This window comes from Cellvibrio sp. (genome assembly GCF_039207905.1).
In the GTDB taxonomy this organism is placed as follows: domain Bacteria; phylum Pseudomonadota; class Gammaproteobacteria; order Pseudomonadales; family Cellvibrionaceae; genus Cellvibrio.
Genome location: NZ_JBCECX010000023.1, coordinates 15,211 through 32,050, shown reverse-complemented (window position 1 = coordinate 32,050; position 16,840 = coordinate 15,211). Strand labels below are relative to the sequence as shown.

Here is a 16,840-nt window from a genome sequence, read left to right as displayed (position 1 = left end):
ATCACGCTTGCACTTGCACCAAACCATCATCGATACGCACCGGATACACAGCGACGTGATATTCCGGCTTTTCCAGGCATTCACCCGTGCGCAGATTGTAGTGCTCTTTGTACAGCGGCGATGCAATCACCACTTCATCACCTATCGAACCAATAATACCGCGCGACAACACGTTGGCTTCACCGATAGGGTCGTAATTGGATACCGCAAAAATTTCGTCCAGGCGACGCGAGCGGAAGATCGCTACTTGCTTACTATTGACCAGTGCACACACGCCGGTGTCGGGCAATAAATCATCGATTTCACACACGCTGATCCAGGGTTTTTCGCTCATGATATTTCTCACTAAAATATTCTTGATTCGTAGCCCGTATGGAGCCTAGCGCAATACGGGATCGTTAATTTATTCACAGCCCCGTATTTCGTTTTACTCCATACGGGCTACGGCAGCTAATCAACCAACTCAACAAACTGAATAGTTTTATTGTTGCGTTCCAATGCCGTTGCCGGGCGAATTTGTTCGCGCTCAATTACATACGCGAGATTTTCATCAGTTGCAGTGGTGTTGATAAAATGTTTAAAGCGTTTTTGCAATTCATCACTCTCAACCGTGGTTTTCCATTCGCATTGGTACTGGCTGATGTTGTAAGCCATCTGTTCTTCCAATTCAGCGCAGATCGATAACTTATCGTCGATCACCACTTTCTTCAGATAATCCAAACCACCTTCCATATTCTCCATCCACACCGAAGTACGTTGCAGGCGGTCGCCGGTGCGGATGTAGAACATCATTACGCGGTCGATATATTTAATTAAGGTAACGTCATCCAGGCCAGTGGCAAATAAATCAGCGTGACGCGGGCGCATACCGCCGTTGCCGCACACATATAAACTCCAACCGGTTTCGGTGGCGATTACACCAAAGTCTTTTGATTGCGCCTCAGCACATTCGCGCGTGCATCCAGACACACCAAATTTAATTTTGTGTGGTGCACGCACACCTTTGTAGCGATTTTCCAAAATAATCGCCATGCCAACAGAATCCAATACACCATAGCGGCACCAGGTGCTGCCCACACAGGATTTAACTGTGCGCAGTGATTTGCCGTAGGCGTGGCCAGTTTCAAAGCCGGCATCAACCAATAATTTCCAGATCGCCGGCAACTGATGTAATTGCGCACCAAATAAATCGATCCGCTGGCCGCCGGTAATTTTGGTGTAGAGGTTGTATTGTTTGGCAACCTGACCCAACACAATTAATTTATCCGGGGTAATTTCACCGCCCGCAACACGCGGCACTATTGAGTAGGTGCCATCTTTTTGCATATTGCCAAGGAAAATATCGTTGGTGTCTTGCAGGCCGATGTGTTTTTTATCCAACACAAATTCATTCCAGAAACCGGCGAGAATTGAACCCACCGCTGGCTTACAAATTTCACAACCCAAACCACCATTGCCATGGCTATCCAACAACTCATCAAAGGTTTTGATTTTTTTGATGCGGATAATATCGGCCAATTCCTGACGTGAATGGGGGAAGTGTTCGCATATATGATTGCTCACTTCTACACCGAGTTTTTTCAACTCGGAATCCATTACTTGTTTGGTCAATGCACTGCAACCACCACAACCGGTAGAGGCTTTGGTAACGGCTTTGATATCGCCCATGGTGCGTGCGCCGTTCTGTACAGAGCAACAAATTGCACCTTTACTCACATCAAAACAGGAGCAGATCATTGCTGTCTCTGGCAATGCATCCACACCTATGGCCATACCACCGCCATCAACATTCGGTAGAATCAGGCAGTTAGGATCTTCCGGCAAATCCATGCCGTTAACGCAGATTTGTTGCAGAGTTCCATAGGCTTCAACATCGCCCACTAATACCGCGCCCAACAATTTTTTATTGTCGGCCGATACAATCATGCGCTTGTAAACTTCATCCACATCATTGCTGTAGGTGTAGCTTAATGAACCGGGAGTTGTGCCGTGCGCATCGCCAATCGATGCCACATCAACACCGAGCAATTTTAATTTGGTGCTCATATCGGCACCCATAAATTGATCGCTACCGCCGGTGATATGGGATACGGCAACTTTCGCCATTTGATAACCGGGTGCAACCAAACCGTAAATGCGATTATTCCAGAGCGCGCACTCACCAATTGCGTAGACATCTTTCATATTGGTCTGGCAGTTGTTATCAACCACAATGCCGCCACGCTCACCTAATTGAATACCACACTTGCGGGCGAGTTCATCCTGCGGGCGAATACCAGCAGAGAACAAAATCATATCGGTTTCAAGATAACTGCCATCCGCAAAATTCATGCGATAACGTGCATCAGTACCAGCAACAATTTCACTGGTCGCTTTTTGGGTGTGGACTTTTACACCTATAGCTTCAATTTTACGGCGCAATAATTTTCCGCCGCCTTCATCCAATTGCACTGCCATCAAGCGCGGAGCAAATTCAACCACGTGAGTTTCAAGCCCGGCTGCTTTTAATGCAGCGGCAGCTTCCAAGCCCAACAAACCACCGCCAACAACCACACCCACTTTACTTTGGGTGGCTGAATAAGTAATGGCTTCCAGATCTTCAATAGTGCGATACACCAGACAGTGTTCGCCGTTATTACCAGGAATAGGAGGAACAAACGGAAATGAACCTGTCGCAAGAATTAACTTGTCGTAACCTTCGCGACGACCGGATGCGGTAATCACTTCTTTGTTATCAAAATCCAGATCGATCACTTTATCTTTCAAGATAAATTCAACGGATTTTTCGTTGTAGTAATCCGCGGAGGTCAACGCGAGATCTTCAGCCGTTGAACCGGAAAAATATTTGGAGAGCTGTACGCGGTCGTAAGCCAGGCGCGGCTCTTCCGAAAAGGTGATCACCTGATACTGCTCAGCATCAGCGTGATTCACCAGATTGTCGATAAATTTGTGCCCTACCATGCCGTTTCCGACTACCACAATGCGCTTCTTCATACCTGCCTCACGGTCGTAAAATTTTTGTATTAACTAATTTTTTGGGTGGATCGCAATCACTTATGCCAACAAATATTTTTCTTCCGCCGTATGTAGTTGCACCTGCATTTGCAACTTTTCTTTCATACGCACAACTTCACCCACAATAATCAACGCAGGCGATTGCACGTGTTCACGAATAACGGCTTCAGGAAAATCTTGCAGAGTAGAAATAATGTCGCGCTGGTTTTGGCGGCAACCATTTTCGATAATTGCCACCGGCGTATCTGCAGCCAAACCACCCGCTAATAATTTTGCGGCGATTTCATCGGCGCGGGTCAGGCCCATGTAAAACACCAGTGTGTGATTCAGTTGCGCCAGCGCATCCCAATTCACATCCAGACTTTTTTCGGCGTGACCGGTAACAAACGTACAGCCCTGTGACAAACCGCGATGGGTCAGCGGGATATCAGCATAAGTGCTGCAACCGGATGCAGAAGTAATACCGGGAATCACTTCCGCCTCAATACCGGCAGTGCGCAGCTCCAACAATTCTTCGCCGCCGCGACCAAACACAAATGGATCGCCACCCTTAATACGGCAGACGGTCAACCCTTGCTGTGCTTGTTTTACGAGCAACTGATTGAGATCGTCCTGCGCGATGCTGTGTTGATTTTTTGCTTTACCAACATAGTGCGCAGGAACATTTTTAGGAAAGAGTGCGCGTATCTCAGCGCTAACGAGGTAATCGTAAAAAATAATGTCGGCGCTATTGATTGCACGCAGCGCTTTTACGGTTAGCAGCTCTGCATCACCAGGGCCCGCACCAACCAACCACACTTTTCCTGAACAGATTTTTTTTGCCCGCTCATTAGTATCACCACGTTGCTTGAGCATCGCGGAGGGAAGAACTTCTACATTGGTTTTGATGAAAGTGGTCATGGCATCACCCGCAATTTATTTACAAAGGGGTAATTGCAATCGCAGTGCCATATCGTTTTTTTTCAATCGAAAAAATAATTTTCTTTATATTTCATAAGCTTAAAATCACCACTCACACAAAATTTGCTGGCAGGCAATTTATCGCAAAGAGATCAATCAGGAATTTATGAATTTTAATGGTGCAAGCGCGCACCAACTGGCAGCAAAAATGATTTTTATAAATTTACAAAAATGCACCAATTAAAAACAAAGTTATGGTGCACGCAGCACCATTAAAATGCATTTGCGTGTATCTTTATCAAAAGCGAACCAAAAGAGCAGAAGCCGACACTGAGGCGGACAATCAAAAGCCCTCATCACCACGACAATAAGGGTGTAAAATTCAAAAAGTCACCATTTTGGAACAGCCTTTTAGACTGATATTGCCCATCCCGGCGTGGCCACCAACGAAAGTGGCCACAAGCTTGCTAGGCATTAGGGCGAAAGCAACCGAAACGCCTTGAGCCGCGGCGCTGGCATCGCTAGAGTGACCATCCGAGCGACTCACCCCAGCGGCTCGTCTAAACAGGAATACACTTTCTTTATATATGTTGATCGATAACTTTGGTCGAACCATCAATTACGTGCGCCTGTCAGTCACTGACCGCTGTGACCTGCGCTGCGTTTATTGCATGGCGGAGGATATGACCTTCCTGCCGCGCGCCGAAGTGTTGAGCATTGAAGAACTGGCAACTCTGGGCGAGACCTTTGTCGGACTGGGAGTAACCAAGCTGCGCATTACTGGCGGCGAGCCGTTGGTAAGACGCGGCACCATCGATTTACTGGAACGACTGGGGCAGCTACCCGGATTAAAAGAGCTATGCCTCACCACCAACGGCACCCACCTGCCCCAGTACGCACAGGCAATTAAAGATGCAGGTGTGGATCGGATTAATATCAGCCTCGACAGTTTGAATCCCGACCGCTTCCGCCAGCTCACCCGCTTTGGCGATATCAGCCAGGTATTAAAAGGCATCAAAGCCGCACAAGCCGCCGGTTTCAAACGCATCAAACTCAACTGCGTTGCGCTCAAACACTACAATGCCGATGAAGTCCCGGCACTGGTGAAATTCGCGCTGGATGAAGGGCTGGACATCAGCTTCATCGAAGAGATGCCCCTTGGCCGCATCGATGAACATGGGCGCGCAGCCGAGTTTGTCAGCAGCGACGAATTGCGCAGCTCAATCAACAAGCAACAAGAGTTGCAACCGGTTTTTCGAAAAGGTGATTCCAATGCAGGTCCTGCCCGCTATTGGAAAGCGAGCGGCTACGATTCGCGCATCGGTTTTATCTCGCCCCATTCCAATAATTTTTGCAGCAGCTGCAACCGCGTACGCGTCACCGCCACCGGCCGTTTATTATTGTGCTTGGGGCAAGAAAATAGCGTGGATTTGCGCGAGGCATTGCGTGCAAGTGATGATCCGCATACCGAAGTGCGCACGCGCATTATTAACGCCATGCACCACAAACCGGAAAAACACACATTTGATTTAGAAGATGAACCGCAAATCATACGCTTTATGAATATGACGGGCGGTTGATCCCAACAATAACCCCTCCCCAGCCCTCCCCTTACAAAAAGGGAGGGAGCGACAACACCTCCCCCTTCATAAGGGGAGCTGGGCGCCCGGCTAGGGGAGGGGGTTGATACAGGAATAAAAAATGTCATCCCAAAAAGAATTTGAGCCGTTAAATATTTGTGTGCTTACTGTTTCAGACACACGCAATCCGGATACCGATACTTCCGGGCAAAAACTGCAGGACTTATTAATTGCTGCCGGTCATAAATTGTATGACCGCAATTTGGTGATTGATGATATTTACCAAATTCGCGCCGTGCTTTCCAATTGGATTGTGGATAAACAAGCGCAAGTGGTGCTGATCACTGGCGGCACCGGTTTTGCGGGACGCGATTCTACTGTTGAAGCAGTCACGCCGTTATTTGATAAAACCGTTGTCGGTTTTGGTGAATTGTTTCGCCAGGTGTCTTACGAGGAAATCGGCACCTCGACGATTCAGTCGCGAGCAACGGCTGGATTTTCCAATCGCACTTTGATTTTTTGTTTGCCCGGCTCAACTGGCGCCTGCACAACAGCATGGGAAAAAATCATCAAAGAACAATTGGATAGTCGCCATAGACCCTGCAATTTTGTTGGCCAACTCAGCATCAATTAAACCACTATGACTGACACTAACGAAAAAAAATTAAATGGCGCACGCATTAAAATTCAGGCACGCGTGATGCTGGATGATGAAATTGCTTTTGGCCCGGGCAAAGCCGATTTGCTTGCAGCAATTGCAGCAACCGGTTCAATCTCGGGAGCGGGTAAACATTTGGGCATGAGCTATAGGCGCGCATGGCTTTTGGTTGATGCAATGAATCGCTGCTTTAGCCATCCGCTGGTCGAAACCGTAACCGGCGGAACCCATGGTGGAGGAGCAAGACTCACATCACAGGGCAATGATGTGTTAGCACGCTACCAGCAATTACAAAATGATCTTCGCGCACTGGGTGAAAAACATTTTCCAGAATTTAAACCGCTGCTGCGCAAAAAACCGGTTCCACCCAGCCAATAATTTTTTATTCGGCTGAATGAAGTGCACCATCGCGAACATAACAATAATACTGCGTTAAATATTCCAGCTCACTGCGCGCATGAGTGACGTACACCATAGGAATTTTGCACTCGGAATAAATGCGCAGAAAGAATGGCAATATCTGCTGCTTCAAACGCTCATCCAGCGCCGATAAAGGTTCATCCAGCAACAATAATTCCGGCGAATACAAGACTGCACGCCCAAGCGCAACACGCTGCTTTTCCCCGCCGGATAAACTACCGGGGCGGCGCTCAAGCAAATGACTTATCTCCAACAAATCAACAATCGCATCCAAATGAAAGCGCCGCTGCGATGCACTGATATTGTTGTACCCATACAACAAATTTTTGCGCACCGATAAATGCGGTAGTAGTTGCCCATCCTGAAATACCAAACCTATGTGGCGTTTGTGCGGTGGTAGCCAAATTTTTGTAACGCTGTCGCACATTAACTGGCCGTTCAGTTTTATCGAGCCCTGCTGCGGTTTTAGTAAACCGGCAATCAATGCCAGCAAAGTACTTTTGCCACTGCCCGATGCACCCAGCACGCCGGTGATAGGCGCATCAAATTTTTGTTTGGCCGAGAGCGAAAAATCTACGCGCTTAAATTCAAAATCCAATTCAAGCACGGCGAACTCCCAACCACTTTTCAGCGCGGCGGGTAAGCAAGTTGTTCAGAAAGAGCGAGAAAAAGGCGAGCGCAAGACAAATACAAATCAGTCGTATAGCCATGGCATCGCCATCGATTTGGTGTGTTGCAGAATAGATGGCGAGTGGTAACGTGCGAGTCTCACCAGCGATATTACCAACGAAAGTGATAGTCGCACCAAATTCACCGAGTGAGCGACTAAACACCATAATCGAACCGATTAAAATACCCGGCAGCATTAATGGCAAGGTCACACTGCACCAGACTTTAAATGGACTGGCGCCGAGTGTGCTGGCAGCGGATTCAAGCCGACGATCAATCATCTGCACCGATAATTTTGCTGCTTGTACCATCAGTGGAAAAGCGATAACGGCGGCAGCCAAGACTGCGCCTTTCCAGTTAAAAGCCAATTCAATGCCGAAATTTTCTTTCAACCATTGCCCCGCAACACCTTGGGAGCCAAACACCACCAATAACAAATAACCAGGTACCGTGGGTGGTAATACCATCGGCATAAATAAAACCGCTTCTAATGCGGGCTTGGCAAAAAAATCTTTGCGCGCAAGCAGCCAACCAAAATAAATTCCGGGGATTGCACAGAGCAGAGTTGCACAAATCCCCACTTGCGCAGACAGCGATAGCACTTGCCATTCAGCTTCAGTCAGCATAAAGAAACGTCAAATCAATTCGTTGGCAATGCCACTTTAAAACCGTAGCGCACAAAAATATCGAGCGCGACAGATGATTGCAAAAACTGCCAGAATGCGCGCGCGTCTGCCGTTGCACTTTTGGTCAAGCCACCAGGATAGACAATGGGCAAATGGCTCTCTGCCGAAAATGACGCAACTATGCTTACCTTTTTACTCATCAATGCGTCAGTTTTATACACAATTCCCAAACCACACTCGCCGCGCTCTACAAATGCCAGTGCGGTGCGCACATCTTCTGTGCCGACGAGGCGCGGCTGAATCCCTTCCCACCAACCATAATAGGTCAGCGCCTGTTTAGCATATTTACCTACGGGTACCGAGGCAGTATCACCCGTGCACAACTTGCCGTTAAAACCGGCGAGCAAATCAGTACCTTTTGCGATGGTGATTGATGGCACCCGATCACTCGACGCGATCAACACCAACTCATTAACCAATAAATCAATACGTGTACTTTTGTTCAACAGATTGCGTTGCACCAGATAATCCGCCCAATCTTTATCCGCAGAGATAAAAATATCGGCGGGTGCACCGTTTTCAATTTGTTTTGCCAGGGTAGACGAACCCGCAAACGAGGTTTTAATCGCTACATTGGGGTGTGCTTTTTCATAAGCGCGACTTAATTCGGTGATGACATCAGTAAGACTGGCCGCAGCCGACACCCGCACATCACCCGCTTGCACGCTGCCAACGACCAACAGCTGCAATACTAGCAACAGACCACTTAATACAACGCGCGACTTCAAGATTGTGTTCATAGCTTCCCCATTGACAGGGCAACATTAATGCCCGATATATACATGGAGATATAATGAAACAATCCATGCTTTGGTGCAACCTGAGCAACAGCTTGCACCAGCAACATGCACGCGCAATATTTTCTGCTGCAATTTGGTGATTCAACACTTTATTTGCCTCGAAAAATACAAAAGCCTTGTGGATTTTTGTCAGCAGAACCACAAGATGCGGTTCATTTATCAAGAAATACAAAGACCCATGCTCATGGCAAGCTAATTGCAATTCTCTGGAACCATGCCCTTTCAAGGTGTTTTGATGTACTTGTGAGCAGCCTCCATGAATCACTCTTTACTGTTACACACAGCGGTGCCATCACTATTGGCCGCCATGGACGCGTTAACGCTCGAACCGGATTTTCAAATCTTCTTCAAAAAAGCTGCTGCTGCGGTGCGCAATCTATTGGGCGCCGACGGCACCGCATTGATATTGCTGGATGAAGAAACCCAAACCTTCGAATACAAGTTGTTCGAAGGCGAGCAGCAACACCTGCTCAATGCTTTTAAAGGATTTCGTTTTTCGGCAGCGACCGGAATTTCCGGCCGCGTACTGACCAGCAAAACCAGTATTTTTACCCGCGATTACCCCACTGCCCCCGATGCCATGCCGCAACTGGTTGAAGCCGGGTTGCAATCCAATCTGGTAATCCCGCTGATTTCATCAGATAAAGTGTTTGGTGTGCTCGCATCCTCCTGGTTTGCACACACCCAATCAGTCGCCGATATTTCACCGCAGTTACTCACTCTGGCAGAGCGCATCGCGAGCCAAATTGCCGTTGCTTGTCACCGGGAAAAATTGGAAACACAACTGCGTGAACTTGCGACTATTGATCCACTGACAAAATTATTAAACCGTCGCGGCATTTTGAATTGCCTCGATGATAGCCTTGAAAAATTGCATCGCTACAATCGCAGCTTTGCATTATTTTTTATTGATATCGACGGACTTAAATCGGCAAATGATCACTGGGGCCACGAAACCGGTGATGTGCTGCTGCGCGATGTTGCCCAGCGTTTATCCGATGTCGTGCGCAAAGGCGATCAAATCGGACGTATGGGTGGCGATGAATTTTTAATTGTCGCCGAGTGCGACGAATCCCATATCGATATTCTCGCCAACCGGTTTTTGCAGGCATTGCGCGTGCCCTACGGGGTAGGCCGCAAACGCGGGCGCTTAAGCGGTAGCATTGGTGTGGTATTGGCGCCGCAAGATGGCGTTGATGAAATTAATTTGCTGCGCAAAGCAGATGCGGCTATGTATATCGCCAAAAGTCAGGGCGGCGATAAATTCCAGCGCGCCTCGGTGAAAACCGAACAGCCGCAAGACCGATTGATTTCAGTGGTGGATGTAGAAGGTGCACTGGATCGCAATGAATTGCAGCTGTGGTATCAACCGATTTGCCAGCTGCATGATTTATCGGTTATCGGCTTTGAAGCGCTATTGCGCTGGTGTAAACCCGACGGTGAAGTCGTAAGTGCTGGCCCAATTATTCAGGCATTTGAAACTGCACGCGGTGATTTGGAATTTCGTTTAGGCAACTGGGTCTTGCGCGAGGCCGCGCGACAGATGCTGCTGTGGAATAAAAATTCACTCACGCCTGACATCCATATCAATATATCCCCGCGTCATTTTTTACATCCTTCCTTTTTACTGGAATTGCAAAACCTGTGCGAGCAACAACAGGGTTTTGGGGAATCGTTAATTATTGAAATTACTGAAACCGCGATGCTGGAGGACCTTGAGCGCGCCAAACGTATTATGTTGCGCTGCCGCGATTTAGGTGCACGTATGGCGGTAGATGATTTTGGTACCGGTTATGCGTCGCTGACTTATATCAAACGCTTGCCACTGGATATTATTAAAATTGATCGTTCATTTGTGGCTGATTTGCCCGGCAATAAAGTGGATTGGGATATTACCAAAGGAATCGTATCTATCGCCCATGCGCTGGGGTTAGCGGTTGTTGCAGAAGGGGCAGAAGAATTTGAGCAGATTGGCAGCTTACGCGAGTTGGGTTGCGATCAGGTGCAGGGTTATTTTATCCATCGCCCAATGCCATTTACCGATGCCGATAATTGGTTGCAGCAACAGCGGATTCAATCACGCGCGCCCAACCAGCCAACAACGATCAACAATTTTTCTGCGCGTACCGGTAAAAAAATAAAGGCCGCTGCCAATGAGGAATCGATGCAACATTCTGCTCAATCCTATCTGGCAACAGCCCTTTGCAGCTCACAAGAGCGGTTTGATTCGCGCTTTACGTTGTCACCACAAATGTCACCGCGAATCACCGCTAACCAACGTCATCCGCGTTAATAATGCACCGGCAAGCGTTTCAACATGGCTTGTCGTGCATTGATCAATTCTTTGTAGGTCTGGATCATAGTGAAATTTACTTGTGCGCCATTGAGTTTTAGTTCGGCGAGCTGGCGCTCGTAGTCAGAAATTTCGCGTAAAAGTTTATCGCGCAGTAAATCTGAACGACTGGTATTGAAATCCGCTTTTAGATTTTTGCTTTCTCTTCTCATCAATAACACTCCCTAAGAATAAAACCTGCAAAATTTTTCAGAACTATTCGCCGGAAATGCCTGCGCGAATGAATTCTGGAAGCTCAAGTGAAGACTAGCCCAGAAGATCAACAAATGACCACCCTGAACTTAGACCGTTTTCTTATCGGGACTATTAAATTTTGGTTATAAAACCGGCAGGATTGCCGCCCACACCCGAGGGGATGCGGCAGCAATAATTTAGCGGGGGAGTCAATCAGTGGATAACAATTTATCCCAGGCAAAATGTTTATCGCCCAATGCGTAGAAATGTGGGTTGAGGATATCGTCACTGGCGTTATACACCAGTGGGCTCAGGTCAGGCTGTGCATGAACCACCCGCCCACCTGCAGCCTCCAATACCGCTTGCGCAGCCGCCGTATCCCATTCCGAGGTGGGCGCAAGGCGCGGATAAAAATCCGCATTACCTTCCGCGATAACACAAAACTTAAGCGAGCTACCGGCATTGGTAGTTTCAATCTCACCCGGCCAATTGCGGGTAATTGCAGTCATCAAATCAACCGTTGCCTGGGTGCCGTGGCGATGGCTGAGCAATACCGTAAAGGATTGCCGTTGCGCAAAACGCTCAGCCAGCGAGCGCACGGCAATCGCATGGGGATTTTTACCCTGTGTATATTTGAACGCACCAATACTGCTTTGCTCACGCGCATCCAACACCCCGATGTAAGTGATGTCGGTCGCGGGCACATGCACAACGCCCAGCAGCGGTCTGCCACGTTGGATCAACGCAATATTGACCGTGAACTGGCCATTGCCCGCGATAAACTCCTTGGTGCCATCGAGCGGATCGACCAGCCAATAGTTTTCCCACAAATGGCGATCGGCAAATTCAGGTAGCTCGCCCTCTTCCGAAATGATCGGCAGCGGCAGCAGCTCTGGCAAACCGGCACTGATGATTCGATGGGCAGCGAGATCGGCCGCCGTAAGTGGCGATTCATCGCCCTTGTGCTCTATCTGGTAAGCATCTTTGTTGCTATAGATCGCCATGATAGCGTCGCCAGCGCGCCGACTGAGATCAACCAATTGCTCGATGAGTTCGGGGCTGATGGGATGATTGGTCATACTAGGCCTCGCGTTTTACGATAAATCCAGCACCGGCTCGGGTGCAGTAAAATTGCCTGCCAGCCATTCGCGCACCATAAAGAGCGCGGCAATACTGCGCCCCTCACATACATCGGCGCGGCTAATTAGCTGCAGCAGGTCAGACAGTGGATAGGGTACTACTTCAATGGGTTCGGGCTCGTCGCCAACCAAGCGCTCGGGGTAAAGATCCCAGGCAACCACCACATTGATGCCATGCTCCATATAAGAAGGCGACAGGCTGATCTTTTTGAGGAACTGCAACTTGCGCGCGCCGTAGCCCACTTCCTCTTTCAGCTCGCGGTTGGCGGCATCCAGCAGGGCTTCGCCCTGGTCGATAGCACCTTTCGGCAGCGCCAGGTGGTAATCCTCAATTCCGGCCCCATATTCACGCACCAAAAGCACCGTATTATCGTCGAGCAGGGGTACAATGAGCACCGCCCCCGGCCCGCCGGAACAGAGCTTTTCGTAAGTGCGCTCTTCACCGTTGCTGAAACGCAGGTGAATCTCATCGGCACGGAACAGGCGGCTGCGCGCTACTGTCGCGCGCTTCAAAATACTGGGCTTGGTAGGCATAGGTCGTTAAATGCAGTTCGCAGAAAGTGGTAGAGACAATTTTATGATCAATTGGGACTTAATAGATACTGTCATGCTGGATATGGATGGTACCTTGTTGGATCTGCATTTCGATAATTATTTTTGGCTGGATCACCTGCCCCAGCGCTATGCGCAAATCCACAATGTCGATCTCGCGGCCGCTCATCAAAAATTGAGCAGCGATATCCGCCAGCACGAAGGCACCTTGCAGTGGTACTGCCTGGAGTTTTGGTCCAAAGCGCTTGATGTTGATATCACGGCACTGAAAGAAGAAGTGAAACACAAAATCCAGATTCGCCCGCACGTTGGCGAATTCCTGCATCGCTTGCGCGCGCAGGGGAAAAAAGTGTTGCTGGTCACCAATGCGCACCCGCAAAGTTTGTCACTCAAAATGCAAGTCACGCGCATCGATCAATGGCTGGATGTGATTATTTCATCGCATGAATTTAACGAGCCGAAGGAATCGCAAAAATTCTGGCAGGATCTGCAGGCACGCGAACAATTTGATCCGGAGCGCACACTGTTTATCGATGACACGGTACGCATTCTCGATTCAGCCAAAACTTTTGGCATTAAATACTTATTGGGTATCCACCAACCTGACAGCCAAATAGAGCGACGCATGGAGCAATATCCTGCGATCCACAATTTTGATGAGATTATGCCCTCGGCACATTAATGTATGAGCAAACAAAAAATCGAACACGATGATGATGACGATAAAATCCGCATCGACAAATGGCTGTGGGCCGCGCGCTTTTATAAAACCCGCAGCCTTTCCAAGCAGGCAATTGATGGCGGCAAGATTCACTGCGATGGTCAACGCATCAAACCGAGCAAAGAAGTCACCGTAGGATTGATATTAACCATTCGCCAGGATTTGGATGAAAAAACCGTCGTCGTAAAGGCCTTGTCCGCCCAACGTCGCGGAGCACCAGAAGCGGCACTGCTCTACGAAGAAACGGAAGAAAGTAAAGCGCTGCGTGAAAAACGCGCCGCCGAACGCAAAGCCGGACTGGGGAGCTATATCATCAGCGACCACCGCCCGAGCAAAAAAGAACGCCGCCATATTCACCGCTTCCAGCGGATTAATTTATTGGGTGATGAAGGTTAACTTTTAAGGAAAAAATCATGGACGTAAGCAAATATCTGGTACTGGGTTTATGTGTTATCGCACTCAACAGCCAAGCTGAAATTTATCACTGGGTAGATAAAGATGGCAAGGTGCACTTTACCGACAAAAAACCTGCGCCCGATGCAGAGAACATTACTAAAGAAGTAAAAACGCATAATCTCGACACCAGCAGTACCGAAATACAAAAAATAACGCTCAAGCGCGAGCAGGAAGAAAAACAGAGACAAGAACAAAGGCTGCGAGAATGGCAAGAGAGAAAGCCAGAAGTTGACAAGCAGCGCCAGGTTTATTGCGAGAAACAAAAGGAGCGTTTGCGAAAAATCAGCGGCTACATTGTTTTTGTTGATGAGAACGGAAGATCAGTTAAGGTCACAGAACAAGAGCGCCAGCAAAAAGTTGCAGAGCTTAAGCAAGTTATTCAGGACACATGTGGTTGATAGTTTTATTTCTAAAGGTTTTTTATGCCAAGCAAAGATTTACTGCACCGTTTTTTATTTGATGACTGCGACATTCGCGGCGAAATAGTTACTTTAGGTGATAGCTACCGCGAAGTTCTCAGCCACAACCCACAGCAGCCCGCTATTCATCGTTTATTAGGTGAGTTTCTTGCGGCGGTGGGATTATTGTCCAGCACCTTAAAATTCGATGGAAAAATTATTTTACAAGCGCGCGGTGACGGTGCCATTTCAACCATCATGGCTGAGTGCAATCACCACAATAACCTGCGTGCAATCGTGCGTTTAAATAGTGAGGTTGAACTCAGCGAAGAACACGCGCTGAACGGCAACTTACAACAACTCCTCGGTAACGGTGTGCTGGTGATTACCATTGAGCCGCAGCGCAATGAAAACTTTAGCGGCACCATTGAACGTCACCAAGGCATAGTGCCAATGGATGCCGACAATCTCGCTGGCTGCCTTGAACATTACTTCGAACAATCGGAACAGCTGGCAACTAAAATGTGGTTTGCGGCCGACCATGAAAATGTCACCGGATTTTTAATCCAGGCTTTGCCGCAGCAGTTAATTACGAACGAAGAAGACAATCGCGACAAATGGGAAACCATTACCACTTTGGCAGACACAGTAAAAAAAGAAGAGCTGCTGGAGTTGGATCACCCCACCGTTCTCTATCGTTTGTTTAACGAACATCCATTGCGTTTGTTTGAACCAAAAACATTGCGCTTTGCCTGCAGCTGTTCGCGTGAACGCAGTGCAAGCGCGCTGCTTTCAATTGGAAAGGAAGATGTTGAAGCATTATTGATTGAGCAGGGTAGCATCGATATCGATTGCCAGTTCTGCAACCAGCACTATCATTTTGCCGCCGATGAAGTGCGCAAGTTATTGGGCGGCAATGTATTGCACTAATACCGTCATGCCGGAGTACAACACTCCGGCGCGTTCGGCAGATTGTGCTTTGTAACCTCACCCTTCACTATCAATCTGCGCATGCGAATGCTTAGCATGGAACGATAGTATTTTGAGCTATTTATGAACCAAGTTACCTCCGAACCTTTTAGCGCTTATCAAAAGCGCGTTTTACTTTTACTCGCCTTTATCCAGTTCAGCATAATACTGGACTTTATGATCATCTCTCCTATCGGCGATATCCTGATGAAATCGCTTTCCATTGGCACCACTGAATTCGGGCTGGTCGTTTCGGCCTATGCATTCAGTGCTGCCATCGCGGGCATAGTTGCAGCCGGCTTTATGGATAAATTCGATCGCAAGAAATTGTTGGTCTGGTTTTTCAGCGGCTTTGTGATAGGTACGCTGGCCTGTGCGCTCAGCCATAACTATGTGCAATTAATGTTAGCCCGAATTGTGACCGGAATTTTTGCCGGCGTTTCCAGTGCAGCTTTATTTACACTGGTGATTGATATTTTTGCACCGCAACAACGTGGCCGCGCAATGGGCGTAGTGCAAATGGGTTTTGGCGTTAGTCAGGTGGTAGGAATTCCGCTCAGCATTTATATCGCCACCCATTTGGGCTGGGAAGCTAGCTTTATTGTCATTGTTATTTTAGCGCTGGGAATTCTGTTCGCAATCGGTCTGGTCTTACAACCAGTGACTGCGCATTTAGCGGCGCAGCATGATAAAAATCCTTTTGCGCATTTTTTGACAGTGTTATCCAATGCTGAATATCGAAAAGGATTTGCAGCGGTCATGTTTTTGGCAATCGGCGGCTTTATGATAATGCCGTTCACCGCACCTTTTTTAATTAACAATGTGCATGTTACGGCAGAACAATTGCCGCTGATTTATTTAAGCACTGGTTTGCTATCGCTGGTGATGATGCCGCTAATGGGCAAATTTTCTGATCGTTATGATCGTTTTACACTGTTCACTATTGGCTCACTCGGCGCAGTGGTGATGGTTTTTGTCTACACCAATTTATCGGTAACACCACTCTGGCTAGTGATCGTTGTTAACGTGTTATTATTTGCCTGCATCCTAAGCCGTATGACACCCGCTATGGCACTCAACTCAATGGTTGCCAAACCGGAAGATCGCGGAGCTTATATGTCGATATCCAGTTCGCTACAACAAACCGCCGGTGGTGTGGGCGCATTTGTAGCGGGATTGGTGATTGTGCAGCAGGATGCCCACAGCCCACTGCAACATTTTGATTGGCTCGGTTACATCGCTATAGGGATTTTTATTCTGTGCATTTTTTTAGTTGGTCGCGTCGACAAACTATTGAAATCGCGCACGCAAGTTAAATCGATTTAGTGCAAGCCGCCTCGCACGAGGCGG

At 48.2% G+C, this 16,840-nt stretch carries 17 protein-coding genes and 1 pseudogene; 9 read left to right on the top strand and 9 right to left on the bottom strand.

Features of this window, described 5'->3' with window-relative positions:
• Position 1 precedes the first annotated feature (1 nt).
• The 3 genes from nirD to cobA all read right to left on the bottom strand — a co-directional run bounded on the left by nirD (position 2) and on the right by cobA (position 3,870).
• Positions 2 to 334 (bottom strand): nitrite reductase small subunit NirD, encoded by a 333-nt coding sequence (gene nirD, locus AAGC78_RS14515; RefSeq protein ID WP_435784813.1) that lies wholly within the window; start codon positions 332 to 334, stop codon positions 2 to 4.
• A 116-nt stretch (positions 335 to 450) separates the two neighbouring features.
• Positions 451 to 2,994, bottom strand: coding sequence for a nitrite reductase large subunit NirB (gene nirB / locus AAGC78_RS14510; protein ID WP_435784812.1), 2,544 nt, complete (start codon positions 2,992 to 2,994; stop codon positions 451 to 453).
• 60 nt (positions 2,995 to 3,054) lie between these two features.
• Positions 3,055 to 3,870 carry a uroporphyrinogen-III C-methyltransferase gene (cobA, locus tag AAGC78_RS14505; protein ID WP_435784841.1) on the bottom strand — a complete coding sequence of 272 codons (816 nt, stop codon included), beginning with the start codon at positions 3,868 to 3,870 and terminating at the stop codon, positions 3,055 to 3,057.
• Between the two features lie 632 nt (positions 3,871 to 4,502).
• Between cobA and moaA the strand changes: the two genes are divergently transcribed.
• From moaA to AAGC78_RS14490, 3 genes are all read left to right on the top strand, one after another.
• Positions 4,503 to 5,495 carry a GTP 3',8-cyclase MoaA gene (gene moaA / locus AAGC78_RS14500; RefSeq protein ID WP_435784811.1) on the top strand — a complete coding sequence of 331 codons (993 nt, stop codon included), beginning with the start codon at positions 4,503 to 4,505 and terminating at the stop codon, positions 5,493 to 5,495.
• Between the two features lie 121 nt (positions 5,496 to 5,616).
• On the top strand, positions 5,617 to 6,129 hold the full coding sequence (gene moaB, locus AAGC78_RS14495) for a molybdenum cofactor biosynthesis protein B (RefSeq protein ID WP_435784810.1): 513 nt from the start codon (positions 5,617 to 5,619) through the stop codon (positions 6,127 to 6,129).
• A gap of 6 nt (positions 6,130 to 6,135) precedes the next feature.
• Positions 6,136 to 6,531 carry a winged helix-turn-helix domain-containing protein gene (locus AAGC78_RS14490; protein ID WP_435784809.1) on the top strand — a complete coding sequence of 132 codons (396 nt, stop codon included), beginning with the start codon at positions 6,136 to 6,138 and terminating at the stop codon, positions 6,529 to 6,531.
• A gap of 4 nt (positions 6,532 to 6,535) precedes the next feature.
• Here AAGC78_RS14490 and AAGC78_RS14485 read toward each other — a convergent pair.
• The 3 genes and pseudogenes from AAGC78_RS14485 to modA all read right to left on the bottom strand — a co-directional run.
• Positions 6,536 to 7,105 (bottom strand): annotated as a pseudogene (locus tag AAGC78_RS14485) (ATP-binding cassette domain-containing protein); the annotation flags it as partial.
• Between the two features lie 67 nt (positions 7,106 to 7,172).
• Positions 7,173 to 7,868 (bottom strand): molybdate ABC transporter permease subunit, encoded by a 696-nt coding sequence (gene modB / locus AAGC78_RS14480; protein ID WP_435784808.1) that lies wholly within the window; start codon positions 7,866 to 7,868, stop codon positions 7,173 to 7,175.
• Positions 7,869 to 7,882: 14 nt separating this feature from the next.
• Positions 7,883 to 8,668, bottom strand: a complete 786-nt coding sequence (modA, locus tag AAGC78_RS14475) for a molybdate ABC transporter substrate-binding protein (RefSeq protein ID WP_435784807.1) — start codon at positions 8,666 to 8,668, stop codon at positions 7,883 to 7,885.
• 316 nt (positions 8,669 to 8,984) lie between these two features.
• Between modA and AAGC78_RS14470 the strand changes: the two genes are divergently transcribed.
• The gene (locus AAGC78_RS14470; protein ID WP_435784806.1) at positions 8,985 to 11,021 is read left to right on the top strand and encodes a putative bifunctional diguanylate cyclase/phosphodiesterase; all 2,037 of its coding nucleotides are present in this window, start codon (positions 8,985 to 8,987) and stop codon (positions 11,019 to 11,021) included.
• Here AAGC78_RS14470 and AAGC78_RS14465 read toward each other — a convergent pair.
• The 3 genes from AAGC78_RS14465 to nudE all read right to left on the bottom strand — a co-directional run bounded on the left by AAGC78_RS14465 (position 11,018) and on the right by nudE (position 12,928).
• Positions 11,018 to 11,233, bottom strand: a complete 216-nt coding sequence (locus AAGC78_RS14465; protein WP_435784805.1) for a hypothetical protein — start codon at positions 11,231 to 11,233, stop codon at positions 11,018 to 11,020. The two genes, AAGC78_RS14470 and AAGC78_RS14465, sit on opposite strands and share 4 nt — an antisense overlap.
• A 231-nt stretch (positions 11,234 to 11,464) precedes the next feature.
• Positions 11,465 to 12,334: a 3'(2'),5'-bisphosphate nucleotidase CysQ gene (gene cysQ / locus AAGC78_RS14460; protein WP_435784804.1), complete on the bottom strand. Its 870-nt coding sequence runs from the start codon at positions 12,332 to 12,334 to the stop codon at positions 11,465 to 11,467.
• A 15-nt stretch (positions 12,335 to 12,349) separates the two neighbouring features.
• Positions 12,350 to 12,928 carry an ADP compounds hydrolase NudE gene (nudE, locus tag AAGC78_RS14455; RefSeq protein WP_435784803.1) on the bottom strand — a complete coding sequence of 193 codons (579 nt, stop codon included), beginning with the start codon at positions 12,926 to 12,928 and terminating at the stop codon, positions 12,350 to 12,352.
• Between the two features lie 43 nt (positions 12,929 to 12,971).
• Here nudE and yrfG point away from each other — a divergent pair, with 43 nt between their 5' ends.
• From yrfG to AAGC78_RS14430, 5 genes are all read left to right on the top strand, one after another.
• On the top strand, positions 12,972 to 13,628 hold the full coding sequence (yrfG, locus tag AAGC78_RS14450; RefSeq protein WP_435784802.1) for a GMP/IMP nucleotidase: 657 nt from the start codon (positions 12,972 to 12,974) through the stop codon (positions 13,626 to 13,628).
• A gap of 3 nt (positions 13,629 to 13,631) precedes the next feature.
• Positions 13,632 to 14,063 (top strand): RNA-binding S4 domain-containing protein, encoded by a 432-nt coding sequence (locus AAGC78_RS14445; protein WP_435784801.1) that lies wholly within the window; start codon positions 13,632 to 13,634, stop codon positions 14,061 to 14,063.
• 17 nt (positions 14,064 to 14,080) lie between these two features.
• On the top strand, positions 14,081 to 14,521 hold the full coding sequence (locus tag AAGC78_RS14440; protein WP_435784800.1) for a DUF4124 domain-containing protein: 441 nt from the start codon (positions 14,081 to 14,083) through the stop codon (positions 14,519 to 14,521).
• Positions 14,522 to 14,545: 24 nt separating this feature from the next.
• On the top strand, positions 14,546 to 15,451 hold the full coding sequence (gene hslO, locus AAGC78_RS14435) for an Hsp33 family molecular chaperone HslO (RefSeq protein WP_435784799.1): 906 nt from the start codon (positions 14,546 to 14,548) through the stop codon (positions 15,449 to 15,451).
• A gap of 123 nt (positions 15,452 to 15,574) precedes the next feature.
• Positions 15,575 to 16,816: an MFS transporter gene (locus AAGC78_RS14430; RefSeq protein ID WP_435784798.1), complete on the top strand. Its 1,242-nt coding sequence runs from the start codon at positions 15,575 to 15,577 to the stop codon at positions 16,814 to 16,816.
• Positions 16,817 to 16,840: the final 24 nt, after the last annotated feature.

Bases quoted from the DNA above. Each gene is read 5' to 3' on its own strand.
- modB (WP_435784808.1), bottom strand. From the start codon at position 7,868: ATGCTGACTGAAGCTGAATGGCAAGTGCTATCGCTGTCTGCGCAAGTG.
- moaA (WP_435784811.1), top strand. From the start codon at position 4,503: ATGTTGATCGATAACTTTGGTCGAACCATCAATTACGTGCGCCTGTCA.
- cobA (WP_435784841.1), bottom strand. From the start codon at position 3,870: ATGCTCAAGCAACGTGGTGATACTAATGAGCGGGCAAAAAAAATCTGT.
- AAGC78_RS14430 (WP_435784798.1), top strand. From the start codon at position 15,575: ATGAACCAAGTTACCTCCGAACCTTTTAGCGCTTATCAAAAGCGCGTT.
- moaB (WP_435784810.1), top strand. From the start codon at position 5,617: ATGTCATCCCAAAAAGAATTTGAGCCGTTAAATATTTGTGTGCTTACT.
- nirD (WP_435784813.1), bottom strand. From the start codon at position 334: ATGAGCGAAAAACCCTGGATCAGCGTGTGTGAAATCGATGATTTATTG.
- cysQ (WP_435784804.1), bottom strand. From the start codon at position 12,334: ATGACCAATCATCCCATCAGCCCCGAACTCATCGAGCAATTGGTTGAT.
- hslO (WP_435784799.1), top strand. From the start codon at position 14,546: ATGCCAAGCAAAGATTTACTGCACCGTTTTTTATTTGATGACTGCGAC.
- AAGC78_RS14465 (WP_435784805.1), bottom strand. From the start codon at position 11,233: ATGAGAAGAGAAAGCAAAAATCTAAAAGCGGATTTCAATACCAGTCGT.
- AAGC78_RS14440 (WP_435784800.1), top strand. From the start codon at position 14,081: ATGGACGTAAGCAAATATCTGGTACTGGGTTTATGTGTTATCGCACTC.
- AAGC78_RS14470 (WP_435784806.1), top strand. From the start codon at position 8,985: ATGAATCACTCTTTACTGTTACACACAGCGGTGCCATCACTATTGGCC.
- nudE (WP_435784803.1), bottom strand. From the start codon at position 12,928: ATGCCTACCAAGCCCAGTATTTTGAAGCGCGCGACAGTAGCGCGCAGC.
- AAGC78_RS14490 (WP_435784809.1), top strand. From the start codon at position 6,136: ATGACTGACACTAACGAAAAAAAATTAAATGGCGCACGCATTAAAATT.
- nirB (WP_435784812.1), bottom strand. From the start codon at position 2,994: ATGAAGAAGCGCATTGTGGTAGTCGGAAACGGCATGGTAGGGCACAAA.
- modA (WP_435784807.1), bottom strand. From the start codon at position 8,668: ATGAACACAATCTTGAAGTCGCGCGTTGTATTAAGTGGTCTGTTGCTA.
- yrfG (WP_435784802.1), top strand. From the start codon at position 12,972: ATGATCAATTGGGACTTAATAGATACTGTCATGCTGGATATGGATGGT.
- AAGC78_RS14445 (WP_435784801.1), top strand. From the start codon at position 13,632: ATGAGCAAACAAAAAATCGAACACGATGATGATGACGATAAAATCCGC.